General features: G+C 69.5%; 25 protein-coding genes. 10 read left to right on the forward strand and 15 right to left on the reverse strand.

Going from position 1 to position 25,496, the window contains the following annotated elements; all coding sequences use genetic code 11:
* Window positions 1-13 precede the first annotated feature (13 nt).
* Both WS54_RS02690 and WS54_RS02695 read right to left on the reverse strand, forming a co-directional pair.
* Window positions 14-1,045, reverse strand: a complete 1,032-nt coding sequence (locus WS54_RS02690) for a LysR family transcriptional regulator (protein WP_059784464.1) — start codon at window positions 1,043-1,045, stop codon at window positions 14-16.
* Window positions 1,042-2,022, reverse strand: a complete 981-nt coding sequence (locus WS54_RS02695) for an AraC family transcriptional regulator (RefSeq protein ID WP_059784461.1) — start codon at window positions 2,020-2,022, stop codon at window positions 1,042-1,044. Before WS54_RS02695 ends, WS54_RS02690 begins: the two co-directional genes overlap by 4 nt.
* A gap of 149 nt (window positions 2,023-2,171) precedes the next feature.
* Between WS54_RS02695 and WS54_RS02700 the strand changes: the two genes are divergently transcribed.
* Together WS54_RS02700 and WS54_RS02705 are read left to right on the forward strand one after the other, a co-directional pair.
* Window positions 2,172-3,278 carry an NAD/NADP-dependent octopine/nopaline dehydrogenase family protein gene (locus WS54_RS02700; RefSeq protein ID WP_059785123.1) on the forward strand — a complete coding sequence of 369 codons (1,107 nt, stop codon included), beginning with the start codon at window positions 2,172-2,174 and terminating at the stop codon, window positions 3,276-3,278.
* The gene (locus tag WS54_RS02705; RefSeq protein ID WP_059784459.1) at window positions 3,275-4,285 is read left to right on the forward strand and encodes a 3-hydroxybutyryl-CoA dehydrogenase; all 1,011 of its coding nucleotides are present in this window, start codon (window positions 3,275-3,277) and stop codon (window positions 4,283-4,285) included. Before WS54_RS02700 ends, WS54_RS02705 begins: the two co-directional genes overlap by 4 nt.
* Window positions 4,286-4,296: 11 nt before the next feature.
* Here the strand turns inward: WS54_RS02705 and WS54_RS02710 are convergent, their stop codons facing one another.
* The 3 genes from WS54_RS02710 to WS54_RS02720 all read right to left on the reverse strand — a co-directional run bounded on the left by WS54_RS02710 (window position 4,297) and on the right by WS54_RS02720 (window position 7,290).
* Window positions 4,297-5,634, reverse strand: a complete 1,338-nt coding sequence (locus WS54_RS02710; RefSeq protein WP_059784457.1) for an MFS transporter — start codon at window positions 5,632-5,634, stop codon at window positions 4,297-4,299.
* A 321-nt stretch (window positions 5,635-5,955) separates the two neighbouring features.
* Window positions 5,956-6,477: a GNAT family N-acetyltransferase gene (locus WS54_RS02715; protein ID WP_059784454.1), complete on the reverse strand. Its 522-nt coding sequence runs from the start codon at window positions 6,475-6,477 to the stop codon at window positions 5,956-5,958.
* A 69-nt stretch (window positions 6,478-6,546) separates the two neighbouring features.
* Window positions 6,547-7,290 carry an SDR family oxidoreductase gene (locus tag WS54_RS02720; RefSeq protein ID WP_059784451.1) on the reverse strand — a complete coding sequence of 248 codons (744 nt, stop codon included), beginning with the start codon at window positions 7,288-7,290 and terminating at the stop codon, window positions 6,547-6,549.
* 309 nt (window positions 7,291-7,599) lie between these two features.
* On the opposite strand from WS54_RS02720, the gene WS54_RS02725 reads away from it, so the two are divergent.
* Complete coding sequence (locus WS54_RS02725) at window positions 7,600-7,983, forward strand: hypothetical protein (RefSeq protein WP_059784449.1); 384 nt, start codon at window positions 7,600-7,602, stop codon at window positions 7,981-7,983.
* Window positions 7,984-8,175: 192 nt separating this feature from the next.
* On the opposite strand, the gene WS54_RS02730 is transcribed toward WS54_RS02725, so the two are convergent.
* The gene (locus WS54_RS02730; RefSeq protein WP_034205423.1) at window positions 8,176-9,036 is read right to left on the reverse strand and encodes a helix-turn-helix transcriptional regulator; all 861 of its coding nucleotides are present in this window, start codon (window positions 9,034-9,036) and stop codon (window positions 8,176-8,178) included.
* A 95-nt stretch (window positions 9,037-9,131) separates the two neighbouring features.
* Here WS54_RS02730 and WS54_RS02735 point away from each other — a divergent pair, with 95 nt between their 5' ends.
* Window positions 9,132-10,025 (forward strand): SDR family oxidoreductase, encoded by an 894-nt coding sequence (locus WS54_RS02735; RefSeq protein WP_034205422.1) that lies wholly within the window; start codon window positions 9,132-9,134, stop codon window positions 10,023-10,025.
* A 33-nt stretch (window positions 10,026-10,058) separates the two neighbouring features.
* On the opposite strand, the gene WS54_RS02740 is transcribed toward WS54_RS02735, so the two are convergent.
* From WS54_RS02740 to WS54_RS02760, 5 genes are all read right to left on the reverse strand, one after another.
* Window positions 10,059-11,048: a zinc-dependent alcohol dehydrogenase family protein gene (locus WS54_RS02740; protein WP_059784446.1), complete on the reverse strand. Its 990-nt coding sequence runs from the start codon at window positions 11,046-11,048 to the stop codon at window positions 10,059-10,061.
* Window positions 11,049-11,171: 123 nt separating this feature from the next.
* On the reverse strand, window positions 11,172-12,074 hold the full coding sequence (locus tag WS54_RS02745; protein ID WP_059784444.1) for a LysR family transcriptional regulator: 903 nt from the start codon (window positions 12,072-12,074) through the stop codon (window positions 11,172-11,174).
* 79 nt (window positions 12,075-12,153) lie between these two features.
* Window positions 12,154-13,533 carry an FAD-containing oxidoreductase gene (locus tag WS54_RS02750; RefSeq protein ID WP_059784441.1) on the reverse strand — a complete coding sequence of 460 codons (1,380 nt, stop codon included), beginning with the start codon at window positions 13,531-13,533 and terminating at the stop codon, window positions 12,154-12,156.
* 182 nt (window positions 13,534-13,715) lie between these two features.
* Window positions 13,716-14,294: a hypothetical protein gene (locus WS54_RS02755; RefSeq protein WP_059784438.1), complete on the reverse strand. Its 579-nt coding sequence runs from the start codon at window positions 14,292-14,294 to the stop codon at window positions 13,716-13,718.
* A gap of 50 nt (window positions 14,295-14,344) precedes the next feature.
* Complete coding sequence (locus WS54_RS02760; protein WP_059784435.1) at window positions 14,345-15,214, reverse strand: hypothetical protein; 870 nt, start codon at window positions 15,212-15,214, stop codon at window positions 14,345-14,347.
* A 275-nt stretch (window positions 15,215-15,489) separates the two neighbouring features.
* Between WS54_RS02760 and WS54_RS02765 the strand changes: the two genes are divergently transcribed.
* From WS54_RS02765 to WS54_RS02785, 5 genes are all read left to right on the forward strand, one after another.
* Window positions 15,490-16,128 carry a LysE family translocator gene (locus WS54_RS02765; protein ID WP_059784433.1) on the forward strand — a complete coding sequence of 213 codons (639 nt, stop codon included), beginning with the start codon at window positions 15,490-15,492 and terminating at the stop codon, window positions 16,126-16,128.
* Window positions 16,129-16,429: 301 nt separating this feature from the next.
* Window positions 16,430-17,224 (forward strand): DUF3348 domain-containing protein, encoded by a 795-nt coding sequence (locus tag WS54_RS02770; protein ID WP_059784428.1) that lies wholly within the window; start codon window positions 16,430-16,432, stop codon window positions 17,222-17,224.
* 10 nt (window positions 17,225-17,234) lie between these two features.
* Window positions 17,235-20,282 carry a DUF802 domain-containing protein gene (locus WS54_RS02775; protein ID WP_108041768.1) on the forward strand — a complete coding sequence of 1,016 codons (3,048 nt, stop codon included), beginning with the start codon at window positions 17,235-17,237 and terminating at the stop codon, window positions 20,280-20,282.
* A gap of 3 nt (window positions 20,283-20,285) precedes the next feature.
* Window positions 20,286-20,930 carry an OmpA family protein gene (locus WS54_RS02780; protein ID WP_059784423.1) on the forward strand — a complete coding sequence of 215 codons (645 nt, stop codon included), beginning with the start codon at window positions 20,286-20,288 and terminating at the stop codon, window positions 20,928-20,930.
* Window positions 20,927-21,553, forward strand: a complete 627-nt coding sequence (locus WS54_RS02785) for a DUF2894 domain-containing protein (protein ID WP_059784421.1) — start codon at window positions 20,927-20,929, stop codon at window positions 21,551-21,553. The genes WS54_RS02780 and WS54_RS02785 overlap by 4 nt, the downstream gene beginning before the upstream one ends.
* A gap of 33 nt (window positions 21,554-21,586) precedes the next feature.
* On the opposite strand, the gene WS54_RS02790 is transcribed toward WS54_RS02785, so the two are convergent.
* Window positions 21,587-22,147, reverse strand: coding sequence for an NADPH-dependent FMN reductase (locus WS54_RS02790; RefSeq protein ID WP_059784418.1), 561 nt, complete (start codon window positions 22,145-22,147; stop codon window positions 21,587-21,589).
* A gap of 145 nt (window positions 22,148-22,292) precedes the next feature.
* On the opposite strand from WS54_RS02790, the gene WS54_RS02795 reads away from it, so the two are divergent.
* The gene (locus WS54_RS02795; RefSeq protein WP_034205410.1) at window positions 22,293-22,817 is read left to right on the forward strand and encodes a hypothetical protein; all 525 of its coding nucleotides are present in this window, start codon (window positions 22,293-22,295) and stop codon (window positions 22,815-22,817) included.
* A gap of 117 nt (window positions 22,818-22,934) precedes the next feature.
* On the opposite strand, the gene WS54_RS02800 is transcribed toward WS54_RS02795, so the two are convergent.
* The 3 genes from WS54_RS02800 to WS54_RS02805 form a co-directional block, all read right to left on the reverse strand.
* Window positions 22,935-23,561: a hypothetical protein gene (locus WS54_RS02800; RefSeq protein ID WP_059784416.1), complete on the reverse strand. Its 627-nt coding sequence runs from the start codon at window positions 23,559-23,561 to the stop codon at window positions 22,935-22,937.
* A 105-nt stretch (window positions 23,562-23,666) separates the two neighbouring features.
* The gene (locus WS54_RS33495; RefSeq protein WP_159086625.1) at window positions 23,667-23,891 is read right to left on the reverse strand and encodes a hypothetical protein; all 225 of its coding nucleotides are present in this window, start codon (window positions 23,889-23,891) and stop codon (window positions 23,667-23,669) included.
* A gap of 250 nt (window positions 23,892-24,141) precedes the next feature.
* Entirely contained in the window at window positions 24,142-25,425 is a 1,284-nt protein-coding gene (locus tag WS54_RS02805) for an isoprenylcysteine carboxylmethyltransferase family protein (protein ID WP_034205409.1), read from the reverse strand.
* Window positions 25,426-25,496: the final 71 nt, after the last annotated feature.

Raw genomic sequence — 25,496 nt, forward strand, 5'->3', positions numbered from 1 at the left:
CCAGCTTGCGCCGCTACGCGCACGCGGGCGGCTGCGGTGCGAGCCATGCGTCGAACGGTGCCTGCTCGCCGATATTGAACAGTTCCAGCAGCAGCGCACGCAGCCAGCGATGACCGGGATCCGCATCGAAGCGGCGATGCCAGTACGCGTTGACGGCCCATTCGCCGGCGCCGGCGATTTCGTACAGCACGCACGGCTGGCGTGCCGCGAACGTGATCGCGATCGTCTCCGGCAGGATCAGCGCGTAATCGCCGTCCCGCAGCAATGCCGGCACCACCATGAAATCGGGCAGCGCCGCGCGCACGCGCGGCATCAGTTCGTGCCGTTCGAGCAACTGCATCGATTGCGGATGCGACGTGACCGCGACGAAGCGCAGCGTGTCGGGCGCCGTGCCGTCGAGGACGAAATCGTCGGGCAACCCGGCGCGCTGCGCGGTGCGGCGCGGCATCAGCAGCACGCAGCGCTCGTGCAGCAGCGCGGTGCGCTGGAAGTGGCTCGACGCATCGGCGAAATGCCCGAGCGCGAAGTCGATGCGGCCCGATTCGAGCGCGACGTTGAGCTGGCATTCGTCGACGTGCAGCGTCTCGATCACGGCGCCCGGCGCGCGCCGGTCGAACGCGGCGAGCAGCGTCGGCAGGAATGCGCTCGCCGCGAAATCGCTCATGTGCAGGCGAAACACGCGCTGCGTGCTGTCGGGCGCGAAGCGCGAGCCTTCGTCGAGCACGTCCTGCAGGATCGCGAGCGCCTTGTCGACGGAGATCGCGAGCCGTTGCGCACGCGGGGTCGGCTCGACGCCGGTGCCGGTGCGCACGAACAGCGCGTCGCGAAACATCAGCCGCAGCCGGCCGAGCGCGTAGCTGACGGACGGCTGCGTGACGCCGAGCCGCAGCGCCGCGCGGCCGACGTGCCGCTCTTCATACACCGCGCGAAACGTCTTCAACAGGTTGAGATCGAGATCCTGCACGCGCAGGCCGTCGGATGCGTCCGCGTCGTGCGGCGCGGGATCGGAGCGGGCCGGCGGCCGGCCGGGGGCGGAGTGCGTCATCGTGCTTGCCTCGCGGTGACCGAAGGCGCGTGGCCGTAACGTCGCGCATACGCCTTCGCGAAATGGCCGAAGCCATGGATACCGTGCGCGATCAGCACGTCGGTCACGCTGTGCGCGTCGCCGCGTTGCAGCGCCGCGTGCACGGCGGCGAGCCGACGCTCGCGCACGTACGCGGCCGGCGTGGTGTGCAGGAATGCGCGGAACGCATGCTGCAGCGTGCGCGGCGCGACCCCGGCGACGGCAGCCAGCACGGTGAGCGCGAGCGGTTCGCCGAGGTGCGCATCGATGTGCGCGCAGGCACGCCGCACGTAGGCGGGCAGCGGCGGCGTGCCGCGCAGCAGCGCGTCGCTGTACGCGTGCGGCAGGTGCGTGAGCAGCAGCGACATCAGCCACGCGGTGAGGTCGGCGCCGAACGCCGGCGACGCCGCGCCGAGGCCCGGCTGCGCGCCGAGCCGGCACAGGTACTCGAAGGTCGGCAGCACGAGCGCCGCGCCCATGCCCTTGCCGGCACGGCCGGCCGCGAGGTCGAATTGCAGCGGCCGCGTGAGCGTGACCTGCAGCATGTCCTGCAACTTGCGTTCGAGCGCGCCGCGTTCGAGCCGCAGCACGAGATTGCGGCAATCGCGGCTCGTGCGCAGGCGGCTCGCGAGCGCGGGCGACGACACGGTCAGCTCGCCGGGGCCGGCGCGCACGACGACGCTGCCGGCCTGCAACTCGCACGCGCCGGCGAGCGTCAGCCGGAACAGGAAGTGATCGGCGTCGTCGCCGAAATCGATGCGCGTTTCGCGGCCGTAGCAGAGTTCGAGCAGCGCGCCGTGATGCAGCGGCACCTCGTACAGCTCCGCATGAAACGGATCGCGGCCGGACACGGCCATCCGGTGCGGCCCGAACCGGTGCGCGACCGCGCGTTCGACTTCGTCGGGCGCCTGCAGCAGGCCGAGCCGGTTCGGCGCATGGCGGGAAAGGGCGATGTGCATGCGTGGACCTCGTGGCGGATGCGGAGGCGCGGCGGTATGCGCAGCCTCGCGAATGCGTTGCGCGAACGGGCGCGTCGTTGCGCGTTTCGAAGCGACGCGGCGCGGGCGGCCGCGTAGTCTCGGACAAACTCGATCACCGGGAGAAGACGATGAAGGTATGTGTTCTGGGCGGCGGCCACGGCTGCCATGCGGCGGCCATCGACCTGCTCGAAAAAGGCCACGACGTGACATGGTGGCGGCGCGATCGCGAGCCGCATGCGCGGCTGCGCGCGCTTGGCGGGCTGAACGTCACCGACTATCGCGGCAAGCGCGTGGTGCCGCTCGGCGATGGACCAGGCGCGATCCGTCCGACCGACGATCTCGCCGCTGCACTGCATGGCGCACGGCTCGTCGTGGTGCCGCTGCCGGCCACGTCGCACGACGCGCTCGCCGCGCAGGTCGCGCCGCTGCTGGAGGACGGCCAGGTCGTGTTCCTGCCGCCCGGCACGTTCGGCAGCGCGGTGTTCGCGCGTGCGGCGGCCGACGCCGGCAACCGTTCGCGCGTCGCGTTCGCCGAAACGGGCACGCTGCCGTACCTGGTGCGCAAGCATGGCGACAACGATGTCGTGATCAGCGCGTACGCGACGCGCCTGCCGACCGGCGTATGGCCGGCGAACGCGGCCGGCTGGGCGTTCGACGTGCTGCGGGCGGGCTATCCGTCGGTCGAGCCGGTGGAGGATGCGTTGTCCGGCGCGCTGATGAACGCGGGCCCGGTGATTCACCCGCCGCTGATCCTGATGAACGCCGGGCCGCTCGAACACTTCGACGCGTGGGACATCCACAACGAAGGCACGCAGCCGTCGATTCGCCGCGTGACGAACGCGCTCGACGCCGAACGCGTCGCGGTGCGCGAAGCGCTCGGCTACCGCGCGCCGCATTTCCCGCTCGCCGATCACTATGCGACCGAAGGCGACGAGTGGATGTACGGGCGCGGCGCGCACGGCAAGCTGACCGATAGCGGCGACTGGCGCGAGAAGATCGATCTGCGCACGCATCGCTACATGCTCGAAGACACCCGGCTCGGGCTGTCGTTCATCGTGTCGTGCGGGCGCTGGGCCGGCGTGCCGACGCCCGTCGCGCAGGGGCTGCTGAGCATCGCGAGTGCTGTCGCGGTGCGCGACTTGTATGCGGAAGGCCGCACGCTGGAGCGGCTCGGGCTCGCGGCGCTGTCGAAGGACGCGCTGCGCGCACTGCTCGACGCGGGGTACGCGGCATGAAGGCGGCCGCCGATGTGACGCGCATCCACGTGCTCGGCGCGGGACGCATGGGGCAGGGCATCGCGCTCGTGTTCGCGTTCGCGGGCCTCGACGTGACGCTGATCGACTTCAAGCCGCGCGATGTGGCCGGCTTGCGCGCGTTCGACGAACGCACGCGCGGCGAGCTCGCCCGGCCCGTGCAGGCGCAGGTCGCACTGGGCCGCATCGATGCCGCGCAGGCCGACGCCGTCGTCGCGCGTATCGCGCTCGTGGCGCGCGACGGCGCGGCGGACGCGGTGCGCGACGCCGATATCGTGTTCGAAGCGCTGCCCGAAGTGCTCGATGCCAAGGCCGACGCGCTGCGCTGGCTCGGCGAGCACGTCGATGCGCACGCAACGATCGCGTCGACCACGTCGACGTTCGTCGTCACCGAATTGCAGCGCCATGTCGCGCACCCGGCGCGGATGCTGAACGCGCACTGGCTGAATCCCGCGCTGCTGATGCCGCTCGTCGAGGTCAGCCGCAGCGATGCGACCGACCGAGCCGTCGTCGACGGGCTCGCGGCGCTGCTCGAGCGCGTGGGCAAGAAGCCGGTGATCTGCGGGCCGGCGCCCGGCTATATCGTGCCGCGCATCCAGGCGCTCGCGATGAACGAGGCCGCGCGGATGGTCGAGGAGGGCGTGGCGAGCGCCGAGGACATCGACACTGCGATTCGCACCGGCTTCGGCCCGCGCTTCGCGGTGCTCGGGCTGCTCGAATTCATCGACTGGGGCGGCTGCGACATCCTGTACTACGCGTCGACGTATCTGGCCGGCGAGATCGGCCCGCGCTTCGCCCCGGCCGCGAGCGTCGTGCGCAACATGGAAGCCGGACGCGACGGCGTACGCACGGGTGCCGGCTTCCACGACTATGCGGCGGTCGACGTGCCGGCGTACATGCGGCAGCGGCTCGGAGAATTCGCGCGGCTGCTCGATCATCTCGGGCTGGCGCCGGCATTCGACGGCGCGCGGCGCGACGCCGGGCGCTGAGCGTCGCGCGTTCATGCCGAGTGGTCGCGCGAACCGTCGGCGGGCGCGATGCGCGTCTCGCGCATCGCGCACAGCGTCGCGACGGTCACGAGGCCGAGCGCAACGAGGAACAGCGACACCGGCCACGACGCGTGATAGCGCGCGAGCAGCGCGGTCGCGATCAACGGCGACATCCCGCCCGCGAAGATCGATGCGACTTCGTGGCCGAGCGCGACGCCCGAGTAACGCACCTCGGTGCTGAACAGCTCGCCGACGAGCGCGGGCAGCGTACCGATCATCGCGCCGTGGCTCACCGCCGTGCCGACCGTGAGCGCGAGCCACACGAGCGGCGTCGCGCGCGTGTCGAGCAGCCAGAAGAACGGAAACGCGCACGCGACGAGGCTCAGCGCGCCGATCAGGTACACGGGCTTGCGGCCGATCCGGTCGGACAGGCGGCCCCATGCGAGCATCGCGCCCATCTCGACGATCATCGCGATCATCACGCCGGTCAGCATCGTGCCGTTCGGGATGCCGACGTATTTGCCGTAGACGAGCGAGAACGCGAGGAAGATGTACGCGCCGCCGTTCTCGGCCACACGCAGCCCCATCGCGAGCAGGATTTCCTTCGGATGGCGGCGGATGCACTCGACGATCGGCAAATGCGTGCGCGCGCCGCGCTTGCCGGCCTGCTCGAAGTCGCGGCTTTCCGGCAGATGGCGGCGGATATAGAGGCCGATCGCGAAGATCGCGACGCTCGCGAGGAACGGCAGCCGCCAGCCCCACGTGCGGAACATGTCGTCCGGCAGCGCCTGCGCGGCGAGAAACGCGGCCGACGACAGCACGAAGCCGCCGCCCACGCCGAGCTGGCTCCACGCCGCGTAATAGCCGCGCTGCTCGGGCGGCGCGTTCTCGCTGATCATCAGTACGCCGCCACCCCATTCGCCGCCGGACGCGATGCCCTGCAGCAGGCGCAGCACGACGAGCGCGGCCGGCGCCCACAGGCCGACCTGCGCATAGGTCGGCAGCAGGCCGATCGCGAAGGTCGATGCGCCCATGATCAGCAGCGTCCACACGAGCGACGCCTTGCGCCCGTAGCGGTCGCCGACGTGGCCGAACACGATCCCGCCGAGCGGGCGCGCGACGAAGCCGAGCGCGAATGCCGCGAACGCGGCGAGACTGCCCGCGAGCGGCGATGCGCCGGCCGGAAAGAACACGTGGCCGAATACCAGCGCCGCGGCGGTGCCGTACACGAAGAAGTCGTACCACTCCATCGCGTTGCCGGCGACGGAGGCGATGACGATCCGGCGCAGTTGCCGGTCGGCGAGCGGCCGGGCGGCGCTCGGGGATTGCACGGTGTCGGTCGGGTACATGGCGGGCTCTGATGGGGGGGCGGGTGCGTGCCGTCTCGTGCGGCACTGCGGGCTAGTGTTGTCGGCCCGGCTCTCCCGGTCAAATCCACAGAAAAAGGGGAGTGTCATCACTCCCGCAAATGATGGTCGCGGCGTGCGTGGCCGTGCCCGTGCGCGCCGGCGCCCGTCACCGCTCGATCTGCCGGTTCCGGCGCGTGTCCCCGTTCGCCGGCGCGGATCGAGGGGGGGCTTGCGTCATCCGTTCGACGAACCGAAGACGCCGTCACTGGTTGCCTGTATTCGTTTGCGCCGCGTCGAAGCGATGCCGACGGGAGCGGACGGTCAGCGGCGGTAGATGAACTCCAGATCGGTCGATTCGCCGACCTTGAAATCGTACGTACCGACACGCTTGAAGCCTGCCTTCTCGTAGAACGCGATGGCCTTCGCGTTGCCGGACCACACGCCCAGCCATATCGGGCCGGGGCGCGTCGCGGCGAGATACTGGAGCGCGGCGTCGAACAACGCCCGTCCGGCGCCGGTTCCCTGCGTGCCGCGTCGAAGATAGATCTGATGGATCTCGCCCGCACCGTCCGTCACGTCCGGGTGCGGAAGCTTGCACGGCCCCGCATGCGCGTATCCGACCAGCGTGCCGTCGTCGCCTTCCGCGACCCACGTCCGGCACCGCGGGTCGCCGAGCTGCTCGGCGATCGCCGCAACCGAGTACGTCCGGGCTTCGTACTCGGCCAGATCGTCCGGCGGATAGTCGATGCCGAACCCGTCCTGCAGAAAGGTTTCGCGAAACGTATCGCGCTTCAATTCGGCAAGCGGGACGGCATCGGTCAGTGTCGCAACGCGGATCAACATTGAGCCTCTCCAGGTTCGGTGTCGGGCCGACAGTTTATCCCGGACGAGCTCGGGCAGACGCGCCGTCTGCTAACCCGCGACCGTCGCGGTCGGACGCACGACGATCTCGTTCACGTCGACATCGGCCGGCTGCGCGATCGCATACGCGATGGCCGCCGCGATCGCGTCGGGTTCGAGCGCGATGCTGCGGTATCGCGTCATCGCTTCTGCGGCGACCGGATCGGTAATCGTGTCGGCCAGCTCGGACGTGACGACACCCGGGCAGATGCTCGTGACGCGCAGCTTGTCGTTCTCCTGCCGCAAGCCGTCGGAGATCGCGCGTACCGCGTATTTCGTCGCGCAATAGACGGCGGCCGTCGGCGATACGCGCAATCCGCCGATCGACGACACGTTGACGATCTGGCCGAAACCCTGCCGATTCATCACCGGCAGGACGGCCGCGATGCCGTACAGCACGCCCTTGATGTTGACGTCGACCATGCGGTCCCACTCGTCGACCTGCAGCGACGCCATCGGAGACAGCGGCATGACGCCCGCGTTGTTGACGATGACGTCGATCTGCCCGTACTCGGCGAGCGCGGCGTCGACGAAGGCGACGCTGTCGTCGCGTCGCGTGACGTCGAGCGCGCGCCAGGCCGCGGTGCCGCCCTCGGCGCGAATGTCGTCGGCGAGCGCGGCGAGGCGTTCGGTACGGCGTGCGCCGAGCATCAGGCGCGCGCCGCGCGCGCCCAGATAGCGGGCGGTGGCCTCGCCGATGCCGCTGCTCGCGCCGGTGATCAGGATCACTTTCCGTTCGATGTTGTGGCGGGTCATGTCCGTTCCTCGGTGGGAGATGAAGAACCGACAGCATCGCGCGGAAGCATGCGTGACCGTTATTCCGCAAGTCCGCATTTCTTGCACGATTCTCCGAGAATGCGTGGGGCACGATCCCGCGCACGGTCGCGCCAGCGGCTTCCCGATCCGGGAAACGTGCCGATTTTGCAGCGCAGCGAAAGGCGGCGACGCTCCTGCGGCCGGGCCTCCGTAACCCGCCGGAACCCCGGCACGGCAATCATGCGGATGCCGATGGTTGACCGCCCGCGGACATGCTAGGATTTCCGACAAACAACTCCGGAGACTGCGATGCCGTTCATCTGCGAAAACGTCGAATGTCGTGCCGTGCTGGCTCGCGGGCAGGTCAGGCACCATCAGGAGGACGCGGGCTGGTGCTTCTACTGCCCCGACTGCAACGCCAGAAACGAGTTGATGAATATCGGCACGGTCAGCGGCCCTGTCGAGCTGGTTCAGCCGGAGCGGGCCAGCCCGCCGCACAAGGTCGTCGCGACGGCCCGGCCGCTGGACGACGGCCGATACGCGGCGCAATTGAGCGTCCAGCGGGCGCTCGCCGTGAAAGGCACCTACGCGGCCGAAGAGCACTGGGATCAGCTCGGCGTATTCGGCGACGCGCAGGAAGCCGTCGCGCATGCGAAGTCTTTCGCGACGGACCTGCTGCAGCGCGCGGCATAGTCGGCACTTTTCCGTGAATGAGCCAGGGGCGTCGCGCGTTCAGCGCGCGACGCCCCTTTGCGTTTTCCGCGTACGTTCGTCAGTGGTCGATATCGAACGGCACATACTGCTTCGCGATCCGTCGATCCGTCGATCCGTCGATCCGTCGATCCGTGTCGTGCGGAATCACGCTCCCGGGAAAGCCGTGCGCGGTCACACGGCCGGCGCTTGCGCCGTGCTGCGTGCCTGTTCGCGGGCCGCGACGAGCGCCCGGATCCGCTCGCGGTCGGCCGGCGTCGCCGGCGTGAAGATCACGAGGCTCAGGTCCGGGCGGCCGGTGACCGTGAACGCCGAATATTCGAACGCGATCCGGCCGGCCTGCGGATGGCGGATCTCCTTCGTGCCTTCGTGCTGCGAATGGATTGCGTGGTCGCGCCACATCGCGTCGAATTCGGCGCTCGTCGCGCGCATCTCGTCGACGAACGCCTGCACGGCCTGCGTCGCGCCGCTGCGCGCGACGTCCGCACGAAATGCCCCGACCGCGAACCGCGCGATGCGCTCCCAGTTCGGCTGCACGGCGCGCACGCGTGCGTCGACGAAGATCAGCCGCAGGATGTTGCGCGCGGCCGGCGGCAGGGTCGCGTAGTCGGTCAGCGTCGCGGCCGCCGCGTCGTTCCACGCGACGACGTCCCACGTCGCCGTGCGGATGATCGCCGGGCTCGCGTCGAGCGAATCGAGCACGTGCTGCAGGCGCGGCGTCACGCTGGCCGGCGCGTGATAGCGCACCTCGGGCGGGTGGCCGACGCCGAGCAGGAACAGGTGCTCGCGTTCGGCGTCGTTGAGCATCAGCGCGCGGGCGAGCCGGTCGAGCACGTCGGCCGACGGCGCGCCGCCGCGCCCCTGTTCGAGCCACGTGTACCACGCGGCGCTCACGTGCGCGCGCTGCGCGACTTCCTCGCGCCGGAGGCCCGGTGTGCGCCGGCGCGTGGCCGGCAGCCCGAGCGCGGCCGGGTCGAGTTTCTCGCGGCGGTCCCGCAGGTACGCGCCGAGCAGGTTGTCGGGGGCGTCAGCCATATCCTGTTAGTTCGTTTACCGGTAAACCGTCACGACTTCACCGCGAGCGGCCATCCGCACATAGTAAGCCTCCATTTCATCCGGAGGTGCTGAACATGCGTGTCTTTGTTACGGGAGCATCGGGATTCGTCGGCTCGGCCGTCGTGGCCGAACTCGTGGCGGCCGGGCACTCGGTGCTCGGGCTCGCGCGGTCCGATGCGGCCGCGGCGTCGGTCGCCGCGGCCGGTGCCGACGTCCATCGCGGGTCGCTGGAGGATCTCGACAGCCTGACGCGCGGCGCCGAGGCCGCCGATGCGGTGATCCACACGGGATTCAATCACGACTTCTCGCGCTTCGCGCAGAACTGCGAACTCGATCGCCGCGCGATCGAGACGATCGGCGCGGCGCTCGCCGGCTCGGCGCGGCCGCTGGTCGTCACGTCGGGCCTCGCGCTCGTCGCGCCCGGCCGCGCGGCGACGGAGGACGATCCGCACGTGCCGGTGTCGGCGAGCTATCCGCGTGCGTCCGAAGCGACCGCGGTCGCGCTGGAAGCGCGCGGCGTGCATGCGTCGGTCGTCCGCCTGCCGCCGTCCGTGCATGGCGACGGCGATCACGCGTTCGTGCCGCGCCTGATCGCGTTCGCGCGGGAGAAGGGCGTATCGGCGTTCGTCGGCGACGGCGCGAACCGCTGGCCGGCCGTGCACCGGCTCGACGCGGCGCGTGTGTACCGGCTCGCGATCGAACGCGGCGCGGCCGGCGCGCGCTATCACGCGGTCGACGATACGGGCGTGCCGTTCCGCGAGATCGCCGAGGTGATCGGCCGGCGGCTGAACGTGCCGGTCGTCGCGAAGTCGGCGGCGGAAGCCGGCGAGCACTTCGGCTGGTTCGCGATGTTTGCGGGGATGGATGCGCCCGCAACCAGCGAGCGCACACGGGCATCGCTCGGCTGGGCGCCGACGCAGCCGCGGTTGCTGGCCGATATCGACCGGCCGCGGTATTTCGAAAGCTGACGAGCGGCGCGCGCCGCTCGCCATGGGCGCGGCTCAGACCGTGACGACGATCTTGCCGACCTGCGCGCCGGCTTCCATGTAGCGGTGCGCGTCCGCGATGTCGTCGAACGCGAACGTGCGATCGATTCGCGGCTTCAGCGTGCCGGCCGCGAGCCCGTCGACGATGAAGCGCTTCGCGCGTTCGAGCCGTTGCGCGCTGCCGGTGATCTCGAACAGCTCGTAGCCGCGCAGCGTCAGGTGGCGCGCGAGCAGGTCCATCACCGGCACCGGGATGTCGCGCGGGTCGAGCGCGCCGTACTGGAAGAACGTGCCGCCGGTGGCCAGCGCGCGCAGCAGGTTCGCCGCGTCGGGGCCGCCGACCGGGTCGAACACGAGACGCGCGCCGATGCCGCCCGTGATTTCGGCCACCTGTTGCGGCAGGTCGGCGGGGCTGCCGACGATCACGTGCTTCGCGCCTGCATCGAGCAGCGCCCGACGTTTCGATTCGCCGCGCGTCAGCGCGATCGGCACCGCGCCGATCTGGTTCGCGACCTGGATCGCGGCCTGCCCGACGCTGCTCGACGCGGCGCCGACCAGCACCGCATCGCCGCGCTGGAGCCCGCCGAGTTCGATCAGCGCGCCGTAGGCCGTCACGAACATCATCCACGTCGCGGCCGCTTCCTCGAACGACAGGCTGTCCGGATGCCTGACCACCGCATGCGCGGGCACGTTGACCACGTCGCCGTACATCCCGTAGTCGGCGAACGAGAATGCGGGCACGACGCTCACCGCGTCGCCTTCGGCGAACGCCGTCACGTTGCGGCCGACCGCCGCGACCACGCCCGACGCCTCGTAGCCGAGCGACGCCGGAAAGCGCGGCATGAACGTGTATTCGCCGCGACGGAACATGATTTCCGCGCGATTGACGCCGATCGCCTTCACGCGTAGCTGGATGTCGTCGGGGCCCGGCGCGGGCACGTCGACGGTGTCGATCTGCAGTACGTCGGGGCCGCCGACGCGGTGGAAACGAACGATGCGGGCCATGGAGCGCTCCTTCGATGAACGGGTGTCGATGAAGCAGCATCGTAGGCGGGCGCCCGCGCCGGATAAACGCGCGGCCCGATCATTGATTGTTATTCGACGAATAACAATCGACGCGAACCCGCGCTACGCCGGATAACGCCGCGCGAACAGCTCGGTCAGCCAGTCGATGAACGCGCGTACCTTGTCGGGCAGATGCGCGCGGTTCGGGTACAGCACCGACACCGGCTTCGGCACGGCCGGCACGCCGGGCAGCAGCTCGATCAACCGGCCCGCGTCGATGCTCGGCTGCAGCGCGGGCCGCAACGCATGCACGATGCCGAGGCCGGCGAGCCCGCACGACAGCAGCGCTTCCGAGTTGTCGGTGAGCAGGCTGCTCGCGAGTTTCACCGCGACGGTTTCGCCGTGCGGCCGGAACGTCCATTCGAGCACGCGGCGATTGCGGCCGGTGAAGAAGTTGACCGCGCGATGCGTACGCAGCTCGTCGAGCGTGCGCGGCAAGCCATGGCGTGCGATATAGGCCGGCGACGCGCACGTGGCCATGTGCACCGCGCCCACGGTGCGCGCGACCATGCTCGAATCCTTCAGCGTCCCGACCCGCACCGCACAGTCGATGCCTTCGCCGATCAAATCGGCCGGCTGGTCGCTCGTGCCGAGCACGAGTTCGATCTGCGGATAGCGTTGCTGGAAATCGGGCAGCGCCGGAATCACGACCGTCTTCGCGAGCGCGAGCGCGATGTCGATCCGCAGCCGACCCTTCGGCACCGCGCGTTGCCTGGGGAACGACGCGAATGCCTCGTCGATGCTGCCGAGCAACTGCACGCAGCGCGCATGGAACGCCTCGCCCTCGGCCGTCACGCTGACGCGGCGCGTGCTGCGGTTCAGCAGCCGGACGCCGAGCGCCTGTTCGAGCTGCTGCACCGCTTTCGTGACGGCCGGCCGATGCAGTTGCAGCGCATCGGCGGCCTGCGTGAAGTTGCCGCGTTCGACGATCTGTACGTAGATCTGCATCGCTTGCAGACGGTCCATGGCGTTCCCGGATGGCGTGGCGAGCGGCCATCTTCGCATACCGCCGGCGCGCGGTGCGCGGCCGCCCGCCTGTCGTGCGTCAGTCGACCGGATGCAGGTCCTGCAGCAGCGTCGGCACGAGCTCCGACACGGTCGGGTGGATATGCATCGCCCGGCTGATCGTCGTGTACGGCGCGCCGGCGGTCATCACGTCGAGCATGCCGTGCACCACTTCGTCGCCGGTCACGCCGAGGATCGACGCGCCGAGGATCGCGTGGCTGTCCGCGTCGACGATCACCTTCATGAAGCCCTGGCTTTCGCCTTTCTCGACCGCCCGGCCGACGCGCGTCATCGGACGCGTGCCGACCAGCAGCCGGCGGCCCGTCTGCTTCGCTTGCGCGAGCGTCATGCCGACGCGGCCGAGCGGCGGATCGATGTACATCGCGTAGGCCGCGATGCGGTCGGACACCCTGCGCGGGTCGTCGTCGAGCAGGTTGGCCGCGACGATCTCGTAGTCGTTGTACGCGGTGTGCGTGAACGCGCCGCGCCCGTTGCAGTCGCCGAGCGCCCAGATGCCGGGCACGTTGGTGCGCAACTGGTCGTCGACGGTGATGTAGCCGCGCGCGTCGGTGTCGACGCCCGCGCGGTCGAGCCCCAGATCGTCGGTGTTCGGCACGCGCCCGACCGCGAGCAGCAGGTGCGAGCCCGCGACCTCGCGGCCGCCGCCCGTGCAGTCGAGGCCGACCACGATGCCGCCGCCGTCGCGGCGCGCGCTCAGGCAGTTCGCGTCGAGCTGCACGTCTATCCCTTCGTTTTCGAGGATCTCGCGCACGGCCTGCGACACGTCTTCGTCCTCGCGTTGGACGAGGCGCGCGCCTTTCTCGACGATCGTGACCCGCGAGCCGAAGCGGCGGTACATCTGGCCGAATTCGAGGCCGACGTAGCTGCCGCCGACGATCACGAGATGGTCGGGCAGGAAGTCGACGTCCATCATCGTCGAGTTGGTCAGGTACGGCACCGAGTCGAGGCCCGGCATCGCGGGCACCTGCGCGCGTCCGCCGACGTTGATGAAGATGCGTTCGGCCTCGAGCAGTTCATCGCCCACGCGCACCGCGTTCGCGCGTTCGAATCGGGCATGACCCTGAAAGACGGTCGTGTTGTCGAGGCCGCGCACCCATTGCTCGACGCCGCGGTTCGAGCGGCCGGAGATCTGGTCCTTGCGGGCCTTCACCGCTTTCATGTCGACGGTGACGGGGCCGCCGATCGACACGCCGTATTCGCCGGCGCGTCGTGCGAGCTGCGCGGCGTACGCGCTCGCGATCAGCGTCTTGGTCGGGATGCAGCCGGTGTTCACGCAGGTGCCGCCGAAGCGGCCGCGCTCGACGATCGCGACTTTCATGCCGGCGCCGGCGAGCCGCGCGGCGAGCGGCGGCCCGGCCTGGCCGGTGCCGATGACGATCGCATCGAAGTGTTGCGTCATGACGTCCTCCTGTGCGGGGGCAACGAGGAAAGGGGCAGGCGCAAGCCGCATGCCGTGCCGGCGGTCGCCCTCGGGCAACGAGCGCCTATGGTAGACCCGTTGGCCGGGTGTCGCGAGCGGCGCGCGGGCGACGCGCCGGATTGAAAAACGGCGCCGCCGCGGCGCGGGTGCGTACCGGGAAGCTAGTCCTTGCGCTTCCATTGCCCGAACGACACCGGACGGTGCGCGTCGGCGCGCGTGACGGTGACGTGGTCGGGCTTGTCGTCGAGCGGAAACGATTCGGTGACGATTTGGTTCGAAAACAGCCAGCCGTGCGTGCGCGGGTCGTAGCGGAACGTGACGTAGTCGGTCCAGTGCTGCCCGCACGCGACGGCATTCTGCACGGTGAAATAGCGGCCCTTCACCGAAAGGCCGTTGTTGGCCGCGTCTTCAGGATCGAACGGATCGCACTGGCCGCCTTCGTTCGCGCGCAGCACGACCTGGTCGTTGCGCGTGGCGAGCCGGTAGGTGTGGTCGGCCCGTTCCTCGTAGATCAGCAGCGGGCGCGGCGACGGCTGGTCGCGCGTATCGACCGCGCGATGCACGACGACGAGAAAGCTGTGCCGCCCATCGTCGAGACCGGGGCCGGCTTCCGCGAGCAGCGGCTGATAGCCGGGCGGCAGTTGCGCGGCGATCGACGCCGGCAGGCCGTCGGCGCGGGCGCCGGGCGGGAGGGCGGCGAGGAGCGGGAGCAGCGAGAGTAGCAGGCGGAGTGTCGGCATGATTGGGGCAGAATATCGGGAGGGTGACGGATGTGCCGGCGCGCCCGATGTCAGCCGGCTGCGCGCGGGCGATAGTGCCAGGTTGCGAGATCGATTTCGATGCCGAGCTGGTAGGCGACCAACTCAAGCAGCGGATCGAATGCTTGAGGCTCGCCGAATGCCGCCTCACCGGCTGCCGTGATGTGCTCCGCGAAGCTGACTGCCAGCGCGGCCTGGACGGGCAGTGGGGATACGCTGACGTCGAGTTTCCTTGCCGCCCATTCCTGCGCCAACCGGTGGGATTCGAAGGTTTGCTCGGGGTCGAACAGCACGGACACGATCAACTGCCCGCCGTGGCTGACCGCTACCATGCAGAACGGCAAGATCGCGTCGTGGCCCGCATCGTGCTCCTTGATGACCGCGCCGAACGAATGAGCGATCCAACCGGACGGAACGCGGGTAGGCAGACACAGTGTCGAACCCGTGCGCGCGTAAGGAGCCGCCAGATACTCGCTGAATTCTTTCCGGAAGTCCTGGAGTGCAAACGCGAGATAGCGCGTGTCAAACTGGATGGGTGCACCGGGATGGCAAACGTTGCGGGCCATCCTCCAGTGATTCAGCACCATGCCGGCTGAAATTTTCTTTTGCCACAGATGCAGTTCGTCGATGCTCGCGAGGCCGCGTTTGACCTTGTCTTCCAGTGCACCGAACTTCCCGTTGGCGACCGGATCGGCTGGCGAGCGGAACTCCTTCATGGCCGCCTGACGCGTCGTATCGCCCATCTCGATTCGCTGGGCCTGCAGCCCGTAGTCCTCGATGAGCCAGCGCGGGATGACATGCTCGCCTTTCTTCTTACCTTCGATTGGCACGCCCGTGAACAGGCAGCGGTCGTTGAAATCGTCGCGCTCGAACTGTTCGCGCGTCATCGTCGGGTCGGTCACGAGAGTCTCCGGTTCGTCAAAAGTAGGCCGTCGGGCACCGGGGAGGGCGAGCGGCCAGTCGTGCGAGATGTGGTTGTTACAGATCGCGCGAGAAACTCCGTGCCGGGCACCGGATTGAACACGACGGGCGGCGCGGAATGACGGGAAAGAGGGCCAGCATAGCAGCGCACAGCCGCTTTCGGCCACGCGCGAAGCGTGCCAGAATCGACGGCCCCACCCGTCGGAAACGACACGCAGGCGCCGGCGCAGCGGCGTCGCTGACCAAGGAGACGTCGATGACCGCATCGGCTGCCGTACTCGCCATCCTCGCTGCGCTGTTTCTCGGCGCGATGATTCCGGGCCCGAGCTTCGTGCTGGTGGCCCGCAATTCGATCGGGCTGTCGCGTCGCGACGGGCTCGCCACCGCGCTCGGCATGGGCATCGGCGGCATCGTGTTCGGCGGCGTCGCGCTGGCCGGGCTCTACACGCTGCTGCAGGCCGTCGAATGGCTGTACGTGGGTCTCAAGCTGGCGGGCGGCGTTTACCTGATTTACATGGCGTCGAAGATCTGGCGCGGCGCCGATCGGCCGATCGCGATGGACGATCCGCGGGCGATGGTCGGCGGCAGCGCGCGCAAGTCGTTCTGGACCGGCCTCACGACCCAGCTCAGCAACCCGAAGACGGCGATCTGGTACGGCAGCATCTTCGCGGCGCTGCTTCCGCAGCATCCGCCGCTGTGGTGTTACCTCGTGCTGCCGCCGCTCGTGTTCGCGGTCGAATTCGGCTGGTACACGCTCGTCGCGCTGTGCTTCTCGACGCGTCGGCCGCGCGAACTTTACCTGCGCGCGAAGAAATGGGTCGACCGCATCGCGGCCGGCGCGATCGCGCTGCTCGGGCTGCGGCTGATCCTGAATGCACCGAAAGCGGGGATCTGAGCGCTGCTTCGTCAGCGCGTGGCAGCGGCCGGCCATGGCCGTTGCCGATTAGCGGCGGGAACCGGCCGGGCCGCTCGCCCGAACACGCGTCGGCGTGTCGCGAACGCATCGCGTCCCGATGGCGCGGCCGCCCACCGGCCGCCGCCGAGCCTGTCTTCCACCCGTTGCCGCCGCCCGCCGAGCCTTGCGCGACGGGCGTCCGCGCGGGGCGCACGACGCGCCGAACCGCACCGCTTCCCCGATTCCGGCGGTCGACTGCCCGACGACGTGTAAACTGCTGCCTTTTTTGACGGTTTGCAGCATGGTGCAAGCATCTCCGCGCCCGGCGTTGAGCGGTCCGACGCTCGTCCGGCTGCTCGCGCGCCTGGCCGATGCCGACGTCGCGGAATCCCGGCAGACGCTGTCCGATCGGCTGAGCCAGTGGCTCGGCTGGACCGACGCGATCACGCTGTCGTCCGCGCTGAACGCGAGCCCGCCGGGCATTGCGGCCGGCGTGCGCGGCTACGACGCCGAGCGCGACTGCGCGCGCGTGCGCCACGACCTCGCGCAGGCGATCGCGGCCAGCCACCGGCCGCGCGCGCGTCGGCGGCCGGGCGACCCGCCGCCGCCGGCCGCCGACACGGCCGATTTCGCGGACTTCCGCCAGCGTTATCTGACCCTGCAGCAGGACATGGAAACGGCGATCGGCCAATTGCGCGGCCGCCTGCGGGTCGCGCTCGCCGCGCGCTCGTCCGGGATGGCGCGGCTCGCGACGCTCGACACGATCATGGAGCGCGTGCTCGGCGCGCGCGAGCGCAGCCTGCTGTCGGCCGTGCCCGCGCTGCTCGGCACGCGCTTCGCGCGGTTGCGCGACGCGGAGCGGCAGGCGCTGGCCGACGCCGAATCCGCGGCCGCGACGGCCGCCGGTCGCGATGCGCCCGACGCATCCGCGCCTGCCGCCGAAGGCACGGCGGCCGACACCGCGACCGTCGCGGCGATCGTGCCCGGCGCATGGCTCGATACGTTTCGCGACGAGATGCAAAGCATCCTCCTTGCCGAACTCGAAGTCCGGTTTCAAACGGTAGACGGGCTGCTCGCGGCCCTTCGCACCTGCTAATCAACACGCTATGTCCAGAATTCGTCTTGATCTCGTTGTCTTCGTCACCGGTCTGCTCGCAGTGGGCTGGATCGGCGCCGGCTATGTCGCGTCGAACCCGCTGGCGTCGGCCGTCACGCTGCTGATCGGCGTGTGCTACGTCGCCGGCGCATGGGAGCTGCTGCGCTACCGGCAGGCGACCGCCACGCTGTCGCACGCGGTCGCCGGCCTGAACGCCCCGCCCGCGAAACTCGACACGTGGCTCGATACGTTGCATCCGGGCCTGCGCGGCGCGGTGCGCGCACGGGTCGAAGGCGCGCGCGTCGCGCTGCCGGGCCCGGCGCTCACGCCTTATCTCGTCGGCCTGCTGGTGTTGCTCGGCATGCTGGGCACGCTGCTCGGGATGGTCGTCACGCTGAAGGGCACGGGCGCCGCGCTCGAGAGCGCGACCGATCTCGACGCGATCCGCGCGTCGCTGATCGCGCCGGTGAAGGGGCTCGGGTTCGCGTTCGGCACGTCGATCGCCGGTGTGGCCACGTCCGCGATGCTCGGGCTGTTGTCCGCGCTCGTGCGCCGCGAGCGGATCGATGCGGCCCAGCAGCTCGATGCGAAGATCGCGACGACGTTGCGCGTGCATTCGTCCGCGCATCAGCGCGACGAATCGTTCCGGCTGCTGCAGCGCCAGGCCGACGTGATGCCGGCGCTGGTCGACCGGCTGCAGACGATGATGACGACGCTCGAGGCGCGCAGCGTCGCGCTGCACGACCGCCAGCTCGAAAGTCAGCAGGCGTTTTTCGAGCGGACCGAGCGCGCGTACGCGGGCCTTGCGTCGAACGTCGGCGACGCGCTGAAGGAAAGCGCCGCCGAAAGCGCGCGCGTGGCCGGTGCGGCGCTGCAGCCGGTCGTCGCCGCGACGATGACGGGGCTCGCGCAGGAGATGGCCGCGCTGCGCGACACCGTGACGGGTGCGGTGCAGCGGCAGCTCGACGGGCTGACGGACGGCTTCGAGAAGACCGCCGGCAACGTGACGGCCGTGTGGAACCGCGCGCTCGACGAACAGCGCCGCGCAAGCGATGCCATCGCGCAGCAGTTGCAGACGACGCTCGGCCAGTTCGCCGACACGTTCGCGCAGCGTTCGTCGGATCTGCTCGACGGCGTCGCGACGCGCCTCGAATCGACCGAAGGCCGCCTGTCGGACGCATGGCGCGAGGCGCTGTCGCGCCAGGAGCAGGCCGGCGAGACGCTGGCCGGCCAGCATGCGCGCGCGCTGGGCGAAGCCGCCGCGACGTTCGAACGCCATTCGGCCGCGACGCTCGCCGCGATGCGCGAGTCGCACGCGGGTTTGCAGACGCAACTGGCGGCGCGCGACGAAGCACGTCTGTCGGCCTGGAACGATTCGCTCGCGGCGATGGCCGCGAAGCTCGGCGACGAATGGCAGCGTGCGGGCGCGCACAGTGCGGGCCGTCAGCAGGAAATTTGCGACGCCCTCGCGCAAACGACACGCGATCTCGCCGCGCAGGCGTCGACGTTCGAGCAACGCTCGAACGATCTGCTGACGACGATTCGCGAATCGCACACCGGCCTGCAATCGCAACTGGCGGCGCGCGATGAAGAGCGCCTCGCTGCCTGGAACGATTCGCTCGCCGCAATGGCCGCGAAGCTCGGCGAAGAATGGCAGCGTGCGGGCGCGCACAGCGCGGGCCGTCAGCAGGAAATCTGCGACGCACTCGCGCAAACGACGCGCGATCTCGCCGCGCAGGCGTCGACGTTCGAACAACGCTCGAACGATCTGCTGTCGACGATCCGCGAATCGCACACAGGCCTGCAATCGCAACTGGCCGCACGCGACGAAGAACGCCTCGCCGCCTGGAGCGATTCGCTCGCGGCGATGGCCGCGAAGCTCGGCGAAGAATGGCAGCGCGCAGGCGTGCACAGCGCCGGCCGTCAGCAGGAAATCTGCGACGCGCTCGCACAAACGACGCGCGACCTGGCCGCACAGGCGTCGACGTTCGAACAACGCTCGAACGATCTGCTGTCGACGATCCGCGAATCGCACACCGGCCTGCAATCGCAACTGGCTGCGCGCGATGAAGAGCGCCTAGCTGCCTGGAACGATTCGCTCGCCGCGATGGCCGCGAAGCTCGGCGAAGAGTGGCAGCGCGCAGGCGTGCACAGCGCCGGCCGTCAGCAGGAAATCTGCGACGCGCTCGCACAAACGACGCGCGACCTGGCCGCACAGGCGTCGACGTTCGAACAACGCTCGAACGATCTGCTGTCGACGATCCGCGAATCGCATACCGGCCTGCAATCGCAACTGGCCGCACGCGACGAAGAGCGCCTCGCTGCCTGGAGCGATTCGCTCGCGGCGATGGCGGCCGCGCTGCGCGACGAATGGGCGCAGACGAGCGCGCAGGCCGCGGCGCGCCAGCAGGACATTTGCGACACGCTGGCCCGCACCGCGAACGACATCACCGCGCAGGCGCAGGTTCACGCGAGCGACACGATCAACGAAATCTCGCGCCTCGTGCAGGCCGCGTCGGAGGCGCCGAAGGCTGCGGCCGACGTCGTCGCCGAGCTGCGCCAGCGCCTGTCCGACAGCATGGTGCGCGACACCGCGACGCTCGAGGAGCGCAGCCGCCTGCTCGCGACGCTGGAGACGCTGCTCGGCGCGGTCAACCACGCGTCGACCGAACAGCGCGCCGCGATCGACGCGCTCGTCAGCACGTCGGCCGACCTGCTCGATCGCGTCGGCGCGCGCTTCAACGACACCGTCGACGCCGAGACGCGCAAGCTCGATTCGGTGGCCGCGCAGGTCACGGCCGGCGCCGTCGAAGTGGCGAGCCTCGGCGACGCGTTCGGGATGGCCGTGCAGGTGTTCGGCGAATCGAACGACAAGTTGCTGACCCATCTGCAGCGTATCGAAGCCGCGCTCGAGAAATCGCTCGCACGCAGCGACGAACAGCTCGAGTACTACGTCGCGCAGGCGCGCGAGGTGATCGACCTGAGCGTGATGTCGCAGAAGCAGATCGTCGAAGACCTGCAGCAGCTCGCCGGCCGGCGGGCGCCCGTCGGAGCGTAACGCATGCACGACGAAATCGACGGCGGCGCGCAATCGGCGCCGGTGTGGCCCGCGTTCGCCGACCTGATGTCGGTGCTGCTCGGCGCGTTCGTGCTGATCCTCGTCGGCGTGATCGGCATGCAGCTTCAGCTCACGTCGAAGCTCGAGGAAGCGGTGCGTGCACGCCAGCTCGAGGCGCAGCAGCGCAAGTCGCTCGAACAGGCCCTCGCCGGGCCGCTCGCGGCCGGCCGCGTGACGCTCGTGAACGGACGCATCGGCATCAGCGGCAACGTGCTGTTCGCGCTGAACTCCGACCAGTTGCAGCCCGCGGGCCGCGACCTGCTGAAGACGTTGGCCAGCCCGCTGGCCACGTACCTGAAGACGCGCGACGAGATCCTGATGGTCAGCGGCTTCGCGGACGACCAGCAGGTGCACGCCGGTAACCGCCTGTTCGCGGACAACTGGGAACTGTCGGCCAAACGCGCGTTGACGGTCACGCGCGCGCTGATCGATGCCGGCGTGCCGGCCTCGTCGGTGTTCGCGGCCGCGTTTGGTTCCGAACAGCCGGTCAGCTCGAATGCGGACGACGAAGGCCGCGCGAAGAACCGCCGCGTGGAAATCGCGCCGGTGCCGCGCAAGTCGGCGTCGAACGGAGGAAAGGCAAAGTGACGGGCGATGCGACGCACGTGCGCGCGACGCTCGACGCATGGCGCGAGCAGGGCGCCGATCGGCTCGATCCCGTGCGCTTTCACCGGATCGACGCGCTCGAACGGCGCGCGGCCGTGCTCGACGGCGCCGCACGCGCGCTGGTCGATGCGCGGCTGGCGACGCTGCTCGAAGGGTTCGCGGGGCTCGTCGCGCGCGGCAATGACGCCGACACCCCGCGCGAGACGGGGAAAGCCGCTGCGGAGGCGCCCGCGCGCGGCGCGCTTGCCGCGCTCGTCGAAGGGCTCGCGCGCGATGCGCAGGCCGACCGGCGCGGGCTCGATCCAGAACTCGTCGACTACTTCCGCGCGACGTGGTCGAAAGTCCGCACGGAACAGCAATACCGGCAGTCGCTCGACCAGGTGCCGCGCAACGCGGGGCCGCTCAATTCGAACAGCCTCGTGCACCGCTCGCTCGCGACGATGCGCGAGCTGTCGCCGGACTACCTGCAGCAGTTCCTGTCGTACGTCGATGCGCTCGCATGGCTCGAGGATCTCGTCGGCGGCGGCGCGCAGCCCGAGAAGGAAGCGCCGCGCGCGAAAGCGGCCAAACCGGCGAGAAAGACGACGCGCGCGAAGGCGCGATAACGCTACGCCGCACGCGTTCGGCGCGTGGATCGCCTACCGGCCGGCGCTCGTGTCGTCGATCGCCGCGCGCAGCGCGTGCAATGCGTCGACGAGCGCCGACGCGAACGGCGGATGCGCGGCGATGCCCGCCGCATCGAGCCGGCTCCCGAGGATCGGCAGCGCGATCGATGCAGGCTCGACGATGTGCGCCGACATCACCGACAGCGTTTCGCGCAGCGCCGCGTCCGCATGCGTCGCGCGCGGCGACGCGTTCAACACGGCCACGGGCTTGTACACGACGGCCTCGCATCCCACGACCCAGTCCAGCGCGTTCTTCATCACGCCGGTGACGCCGTGCGCGTATTCCGGGCTGGCGATCAGCACGCCGTCGGCCGCGTTCAGGCGGTCGATCAGATCGCGCACCGCGGCGGGCGTCGGGTATTCGGCATCGGGATTGAACAGCGGGAACTCGCCGAGACGATCGAAGCGTGCGATGCGCATGCCGGGCGGGGCGACGAGCGCGGCTGCGTCGAGCAGCGCCGCGTTGCACGACTGCGCGCGCAGGCTGCCGCACAGCGCGACGATGTCGATACGGCGGCGGGGAGCGATGGCCATCGGCGAGGGTCCGGGAATGCGATACGTGGGGGCGGACGCATTATCGCACCGTGCGCGCGATCGCCGGCCGATCCGATCGCAGGCACTACAATCACGGTCTGCTTTTCGTCGGCCCGGAAATCTTTTTTTGCGGAATGATTCGCTCATGAAGCGCTGGAATGCTCTGATTCTCGTTGCCGCCACCGTGCTGGCCAGCGCTTGTGCCGGTCGTTCGTCCACGCGTGACGATGTCGCGCGCCCATCCGACGATCGAAACGTGCAGACTGCGCTCGACAGGATCGCGGCTTCCGCGAACCAACCGGTCTGCGATCCGGCGCATTTGAAAATGGAGATCGCAGAAGCGACCCGGATGATTCAGCAACAGGCAAACCAGGATGCGTTCGTCAAATCCGAGCGTCTTGCCGCGTCGTTCGCATTTTGCGGGCCGAAAAGAAACTGGGGAATGGCCACGACGGCTGAATTTGTCGGCAGCCAACTTGCTTTTGCTGTCCTGTTGCAATCGAGAATGCCGGAGCAGCAGCGAAATCTCGATGCGATCGAGCGGGATGCGCGCTGGGCCGACCTGCTTTTGCAATACGCGCGCAGGTTCCCCGGCGAACGATCGGCGGCCGAGCAGGATTGGCAGATTCTCGAACGCGGTCGCCAGGCGCTTCAGCGCGCAAGTCAGTAACGCACTCGCGCGACCATGCGCGATGGCTGGCCGCGACGGCTGCACGGTCGTCGGATCGATCGTCTTCCGGTACGTGCGGCCCGTGTCCCTGGCAAATCGTGACGACCATCGTCCCGATCAGGCGCCTGCATGGCTTGGGTCCGACGATACCGGCCATCGCATCGTGCCGGATGCCACGCCGGCCATCCCGGCCGCCTGCGCGAATTCGCCGATGCCCCACCCGCGCCCGAGCAACAGCCGCCGCGTATGCAGCGCACCGTGCACGTCGTCGGCAACGGTTTCGCCGAGATAGCGCAGCGCACGGCCTTCGACATCGACGAAGCCATGCTGGTAATCCTGCGCGAGCGCCGTCCACAATTGCGCGGCGCCGATCGACTGGCGCGCGCCGCTGATCAGGCACAGGCCCGCGTCGAGCCCCCAGCGGTACAGCGCCGTCGCGAGGCCCCGGCGTTGCGCCGAGCCGCGCAGCCGCGTATGCGGCGCGCGCAGGTAGCGGTCGGCGCGGCGCGGCAGTTCGGGCAGGCGGTTGAACACCGTATAGCCGGCGAGCTGGCGCGCGGCCGGATCCTCGACATACAGGAAGTATTCGCCGTCCGCTTCGCGGTGGCGGACGATCAGGCCCGAGCGGCCGAGCGCGACGGCCGGCAGTCCGTGCAGGCGATGGCCCGGCTGGTGCAGACGTTCATGAAGGATGTCGAGTTCGTCGTCGATGTCGTGCTGGGAATGCTGTACGTCGATACGCATGGCAAAAGCCGCCCGTCCCGGGCGGTTCGGGAAAGAGGTTCATCGCAAAAGGGAACGGAAGCGGGTGCGGCCCCCGGGCTCGGCGAAGCGAGCCGGGGCCGCGAATCAGCTGGGGATGTGCTGGAAACCGGCGGCGATCGCGGCGAGGCCCGCGATGCAGAGTGCGAACAGGATCAGGACTTTGTGGATCACGCCTCTTTCCTCATGAATGCGCGGCGTCGGCAGGCGGCGTCGCGGAGACGGTGAGCGGCGGGCACGGCCCGCACGGCCGTCGCGCGGGGCGACGGTCGGGTGTCCGGCGACGGATCGTGCGCGGACGGCCAGCACCATACGCGACGCGCCGGAGCCGGGCAATCGGACTGACGGAGAAAGGCGACGAAAAGCGGGGAATCGCGGCGTTTCGCGACAATTGGCCGCATGGGGCGCGCCGACACGTTCGGGAGTTATACGCGAAAGCGCATCGTCGAGCGCTGGAGGGCATGCGCGAAAAAGTGTCGTTGCGGGTGCGAAGCCTGCGACAGGTAAGCCGATGCCCATGCGAGGGACGGGAGCGGCACGGAGGCCGCCCCCGGTCGCGCCGTCACACCGCCTGCCGCGCGCCGAATGCCTGCCTGATCCGCGCGAACAGCCCGTGCTGAGCGATCCATTCGGCATACGCGCGATAGTCGGGATCGCGCATCAGATGACGCTCTTCCGTCTTCGCCCGCACGTAGTAGATCAGGTTGACCGCGACGAGTCCCGCGCAATGCATGAGCCCGACCTGCCAGCCGAGCGGCTCGACGAACGGCACCGACACCATCCAGTACGACAGGTTCTTCGTGATGTACGCCGGATGCTTCGTGAAGCGGTACGGGCCCGACGTGATGATCCCGCGGTTGGTGAGGTTCGAGAACCGCAGCCCGAACGAGATCGTGCACAGCGCGTAGGTCAGCAGCAGCAGGATGATCGTCGCGCCCCAGATCACGCGCAGCGTCGGCGCCGACAGCAGCCAGTTGTCCCAGAACATCGAGCCTTCGTAGCGGATGTAGTTGTTCGAGATCAGCGACCAGAACGGCTGATAGCAGATCAGCGCGGCCACCCAGCCGAGCGTCGTCGGCTCGACGGTGCGCACGTGACTGTCGAGGATGCGGAACGTGCACAGATAGCCGACGGTGCCGAACATCAGATCCATCGTGAACGACAGGTCGTACATGAACACGAAGGTCGCGATCGTCATCGGCGCATGCATCGCGTTCGCGAGCGACGCGCTCAGGTGATCGGCGTCCTTCGACAGGTAGACAGTCATCAGCGGCAGGAAGAACGCCTTCACGCCCCAGCCGGCCAGCATCTCGCGCACCGGCTTCCAGCTCGCGGGCTGCTCGCGGCGGAACAGGAAGCGGCCCCACAGCAGATACGCGTCGTCGGTCTCGCGCTGGTGGCGGTCCATCCACGCGAAGTAGAACGGCGCGGCGACGATCACGTACGGCGCGAGCGAGCGCAGCAGCGACCAGAACGGCAGGTAGAACGCGCCGTGGTATTCGGGCAGCAGCCAGTAGATCGCGCCGATGCCCGCGTAGACCGACGCCAGCGCGCCGAGCCGCGTCGCCACGCGCGCGATGCCGAGCGGCCGGACGGCCTGCCGCGACAGCCCCGCGCTCGGACGCAGGTAGACGCGCGAGACGAAGAGTTCGTGCAGCGCGATCGTGCCGATGATCGCGAGGCTCGCGATGACCGCGCGGGTGGCCGCGTCGAGGGCCGGGTGGTCGCGCGTCACCCACAGCGCGAAGAGTCCGGCCGTGATGCCGAGCAGGCCGGCGCGTAACGGCGTGGCGGAGCGGGGTGGGTGGTCCGGCGCAGCGACGACGCCGTCGAGCGTGGAGTTCATGATCGGATCCTCGTGGGTGTGAGGGCCGGCGCCCCCGCTGGGCGGGTGACGCCGGCCGTCGGCCGGGCTGT

It is taken from the genome of Burkholderia sp. NRF60-BP8 (assembly GCF_001522585.2).
GTDB lineage: Bacteria > Pseudomonadota > Gammaproteobacteria > Burkholderiales > Burkholderiaceae > Burkholderia.

What these genes read in the sequence shown, in the direction of transcription:
- WS54_RS02695 (WP_059784461.1), bottom strand. Translation starts at nt 2,022, where the DNA reads ATGCACATCGCCCTTTCCCGCCATGCGCCGAACCGGCTCGGCCTGCTG.
- WS54_RS02715 (WP_059784454.1), bottom strand. Translation starts at nt 6,477, where the DNA reads ATGTTGATCCGCGTTGCGACACTGACCGATGCCGTCCCGCTTGCCGAA.
- WS54_RS02690 (WP_059784464.1), bottom strand. Translation starts at nt 1,045, where the DNA reads ATGACGCACTCCGCCCCCGGCCGGCCGCCGGCCCGCTCCGATCCCGCG.
- WS54_RS02775 (WP_108041768.1), top strand. Translation starts at nt 17,235, where the DNA reads ATGTCCAGAATTCGTCTTGATCTCGTTGTCTTCGTCACCGGTCTGCTC.
- WS54_RS02730 (WP_034205423.1), bottom strand. Translation starts at nt 9,036, where the DNA reads ATGGCTGACGCCCCCGACAACCTGCTCGGCGCGTACCTGCGGGACCGC.
- WS54_RS02765 (WP_059784433.1), top strand. Translation starts at nt 15,490, where the DNA reads ATGACCGCATCGGCTGCCGTACTCGCCATCCTCGCTGCGCTGTTTCTC.
- WS54_RS33495 (WP_159086625.1), bottom strand. Translation starts at nt 23,891, where the DNA reads ATGGTGCTGGCCGTCCGCGCACGATCCGTCGCCGGACACCCGACCGTC.
- WS54_RS02755 (WP_059784438.1), bottom strand. Translation starts at nt 14,294, where the DNA reads ATGCCGACACTCCGCCTGCTACTCTCGCTGCTCCCGCTCCTCGCCGCC.
- WS54_RS02790 (WP_059784418.1), bottom strand. Translation starts at nt 22,147, where the DNA reads ATGGCCATCGCTCCCCGCCGCCGTATCGACATCGTCGCGCTGTGCGGC.
- WS54_RS02725 (WP_059784449.1), top strand. Translation starts at nt 7,600, where the DNA reads ATGCCGTTCATCTGCGAAAACGTCGAATGTCGTGCCGTGCTGGCTCGC.
- WS54_RS02800 (WP_059784416.1), bottom strand. Translation starts at nt 23,561, where the DNA reads ATGCGTATCGACGTACAGCATTCCCAGCACGACATCGACGACGAACTC.
- WS54_RS02770 (WP_059784428.1), top strand. Translation starts at nt 16,430, where the DNA reads ATGGTGCAAGCATCTCCGCGCCCGGCGTTGAGCGGTCCGACGCTCGTC.
- WS54_RS02700 (WP_059785123.1), top strand. Translation starts at nt 2,172, where the DNA reads ATGAAGGTATGTGTTCTGGGCGGCGGCCACGGCTGCCATGCGGCGGCC.
- WS54_RS02705 (WP_059784459.1), top strand. Translation starts at nt 3,275, where the DNA reads ATGAAGGCGGCCGCCGATGTGACGCGCATCCACGTGCTCGGCGCGGGA.
- WS54_RS02710 (WP_059784457.1), bottom strand. Translation starts at nt 5,634, where the DNA reads ATGTACCCGACCGACACCGTGCAATCCCCGAGCGCCGCCCGGCCGCTC.
- WS54_RS02805 (WP_034205409.1), bottom strand. Translation starts at nt 25,425, where the DNA reads ATGAACTCCACGCTCGACGGCGTCGTCGCTGCGCCGGACCACCCACCC.
- WS54_RS02735 (WP_034205422.1), top strand. Translation starts at nt 9,132, where the DNA reads ATGCGTGTCTTTGTTACGGGAGCATCGGGATTCGTCGGCTCGGCCGTC.
- WS54_RS02780 (WP_059784423.1), top strand. Translation starts at nt 20,286, where the DNA reads ATGCACGACGAAATCGACGGCGGCGCGCAATCGGCGCCGGTGTGGCCC.
- WS54_RS02795 (WP_034205410.1), top strand. Translation starts at nt 22,293, where the DNA reads ATGAAGCGCTGGAATGCTCTGATTCTCGTTGCCGCCACCGTGCTGGCC.
- WS54_RS02720 (WP_059784451.1), bottom strand. Translation starts at nt 7,290, where the DNA reads ATGACCCGCCACAACATCGAACGGAAAGTGATCCTGATCACCGGCGCG.
- WS54_RS02745 (WP_059784444.1), bottom strand. Translation starts at nt 12,074, where the DNA reads ATGGACCGTCTGCAAGCGATGCAGATCTACGTACAGATCGTCGAACGC.
- WS54_RS02740 (WP_059784446.1), bottom strand. Translation starts at nt 11,048, where the DNA reads ATGGCCCGCATCGTTCGTTTCCACCGCGTCGGCGGCCCCGACGTACTG.
- WS54_RS02750 (WP_059784441.1), bottom strand. Translation starts at nt 13,533, where the DNA reads ATGACGCAACACTTCGATGCGATCGTCATCGGCACCGGCCAGGCCGGG.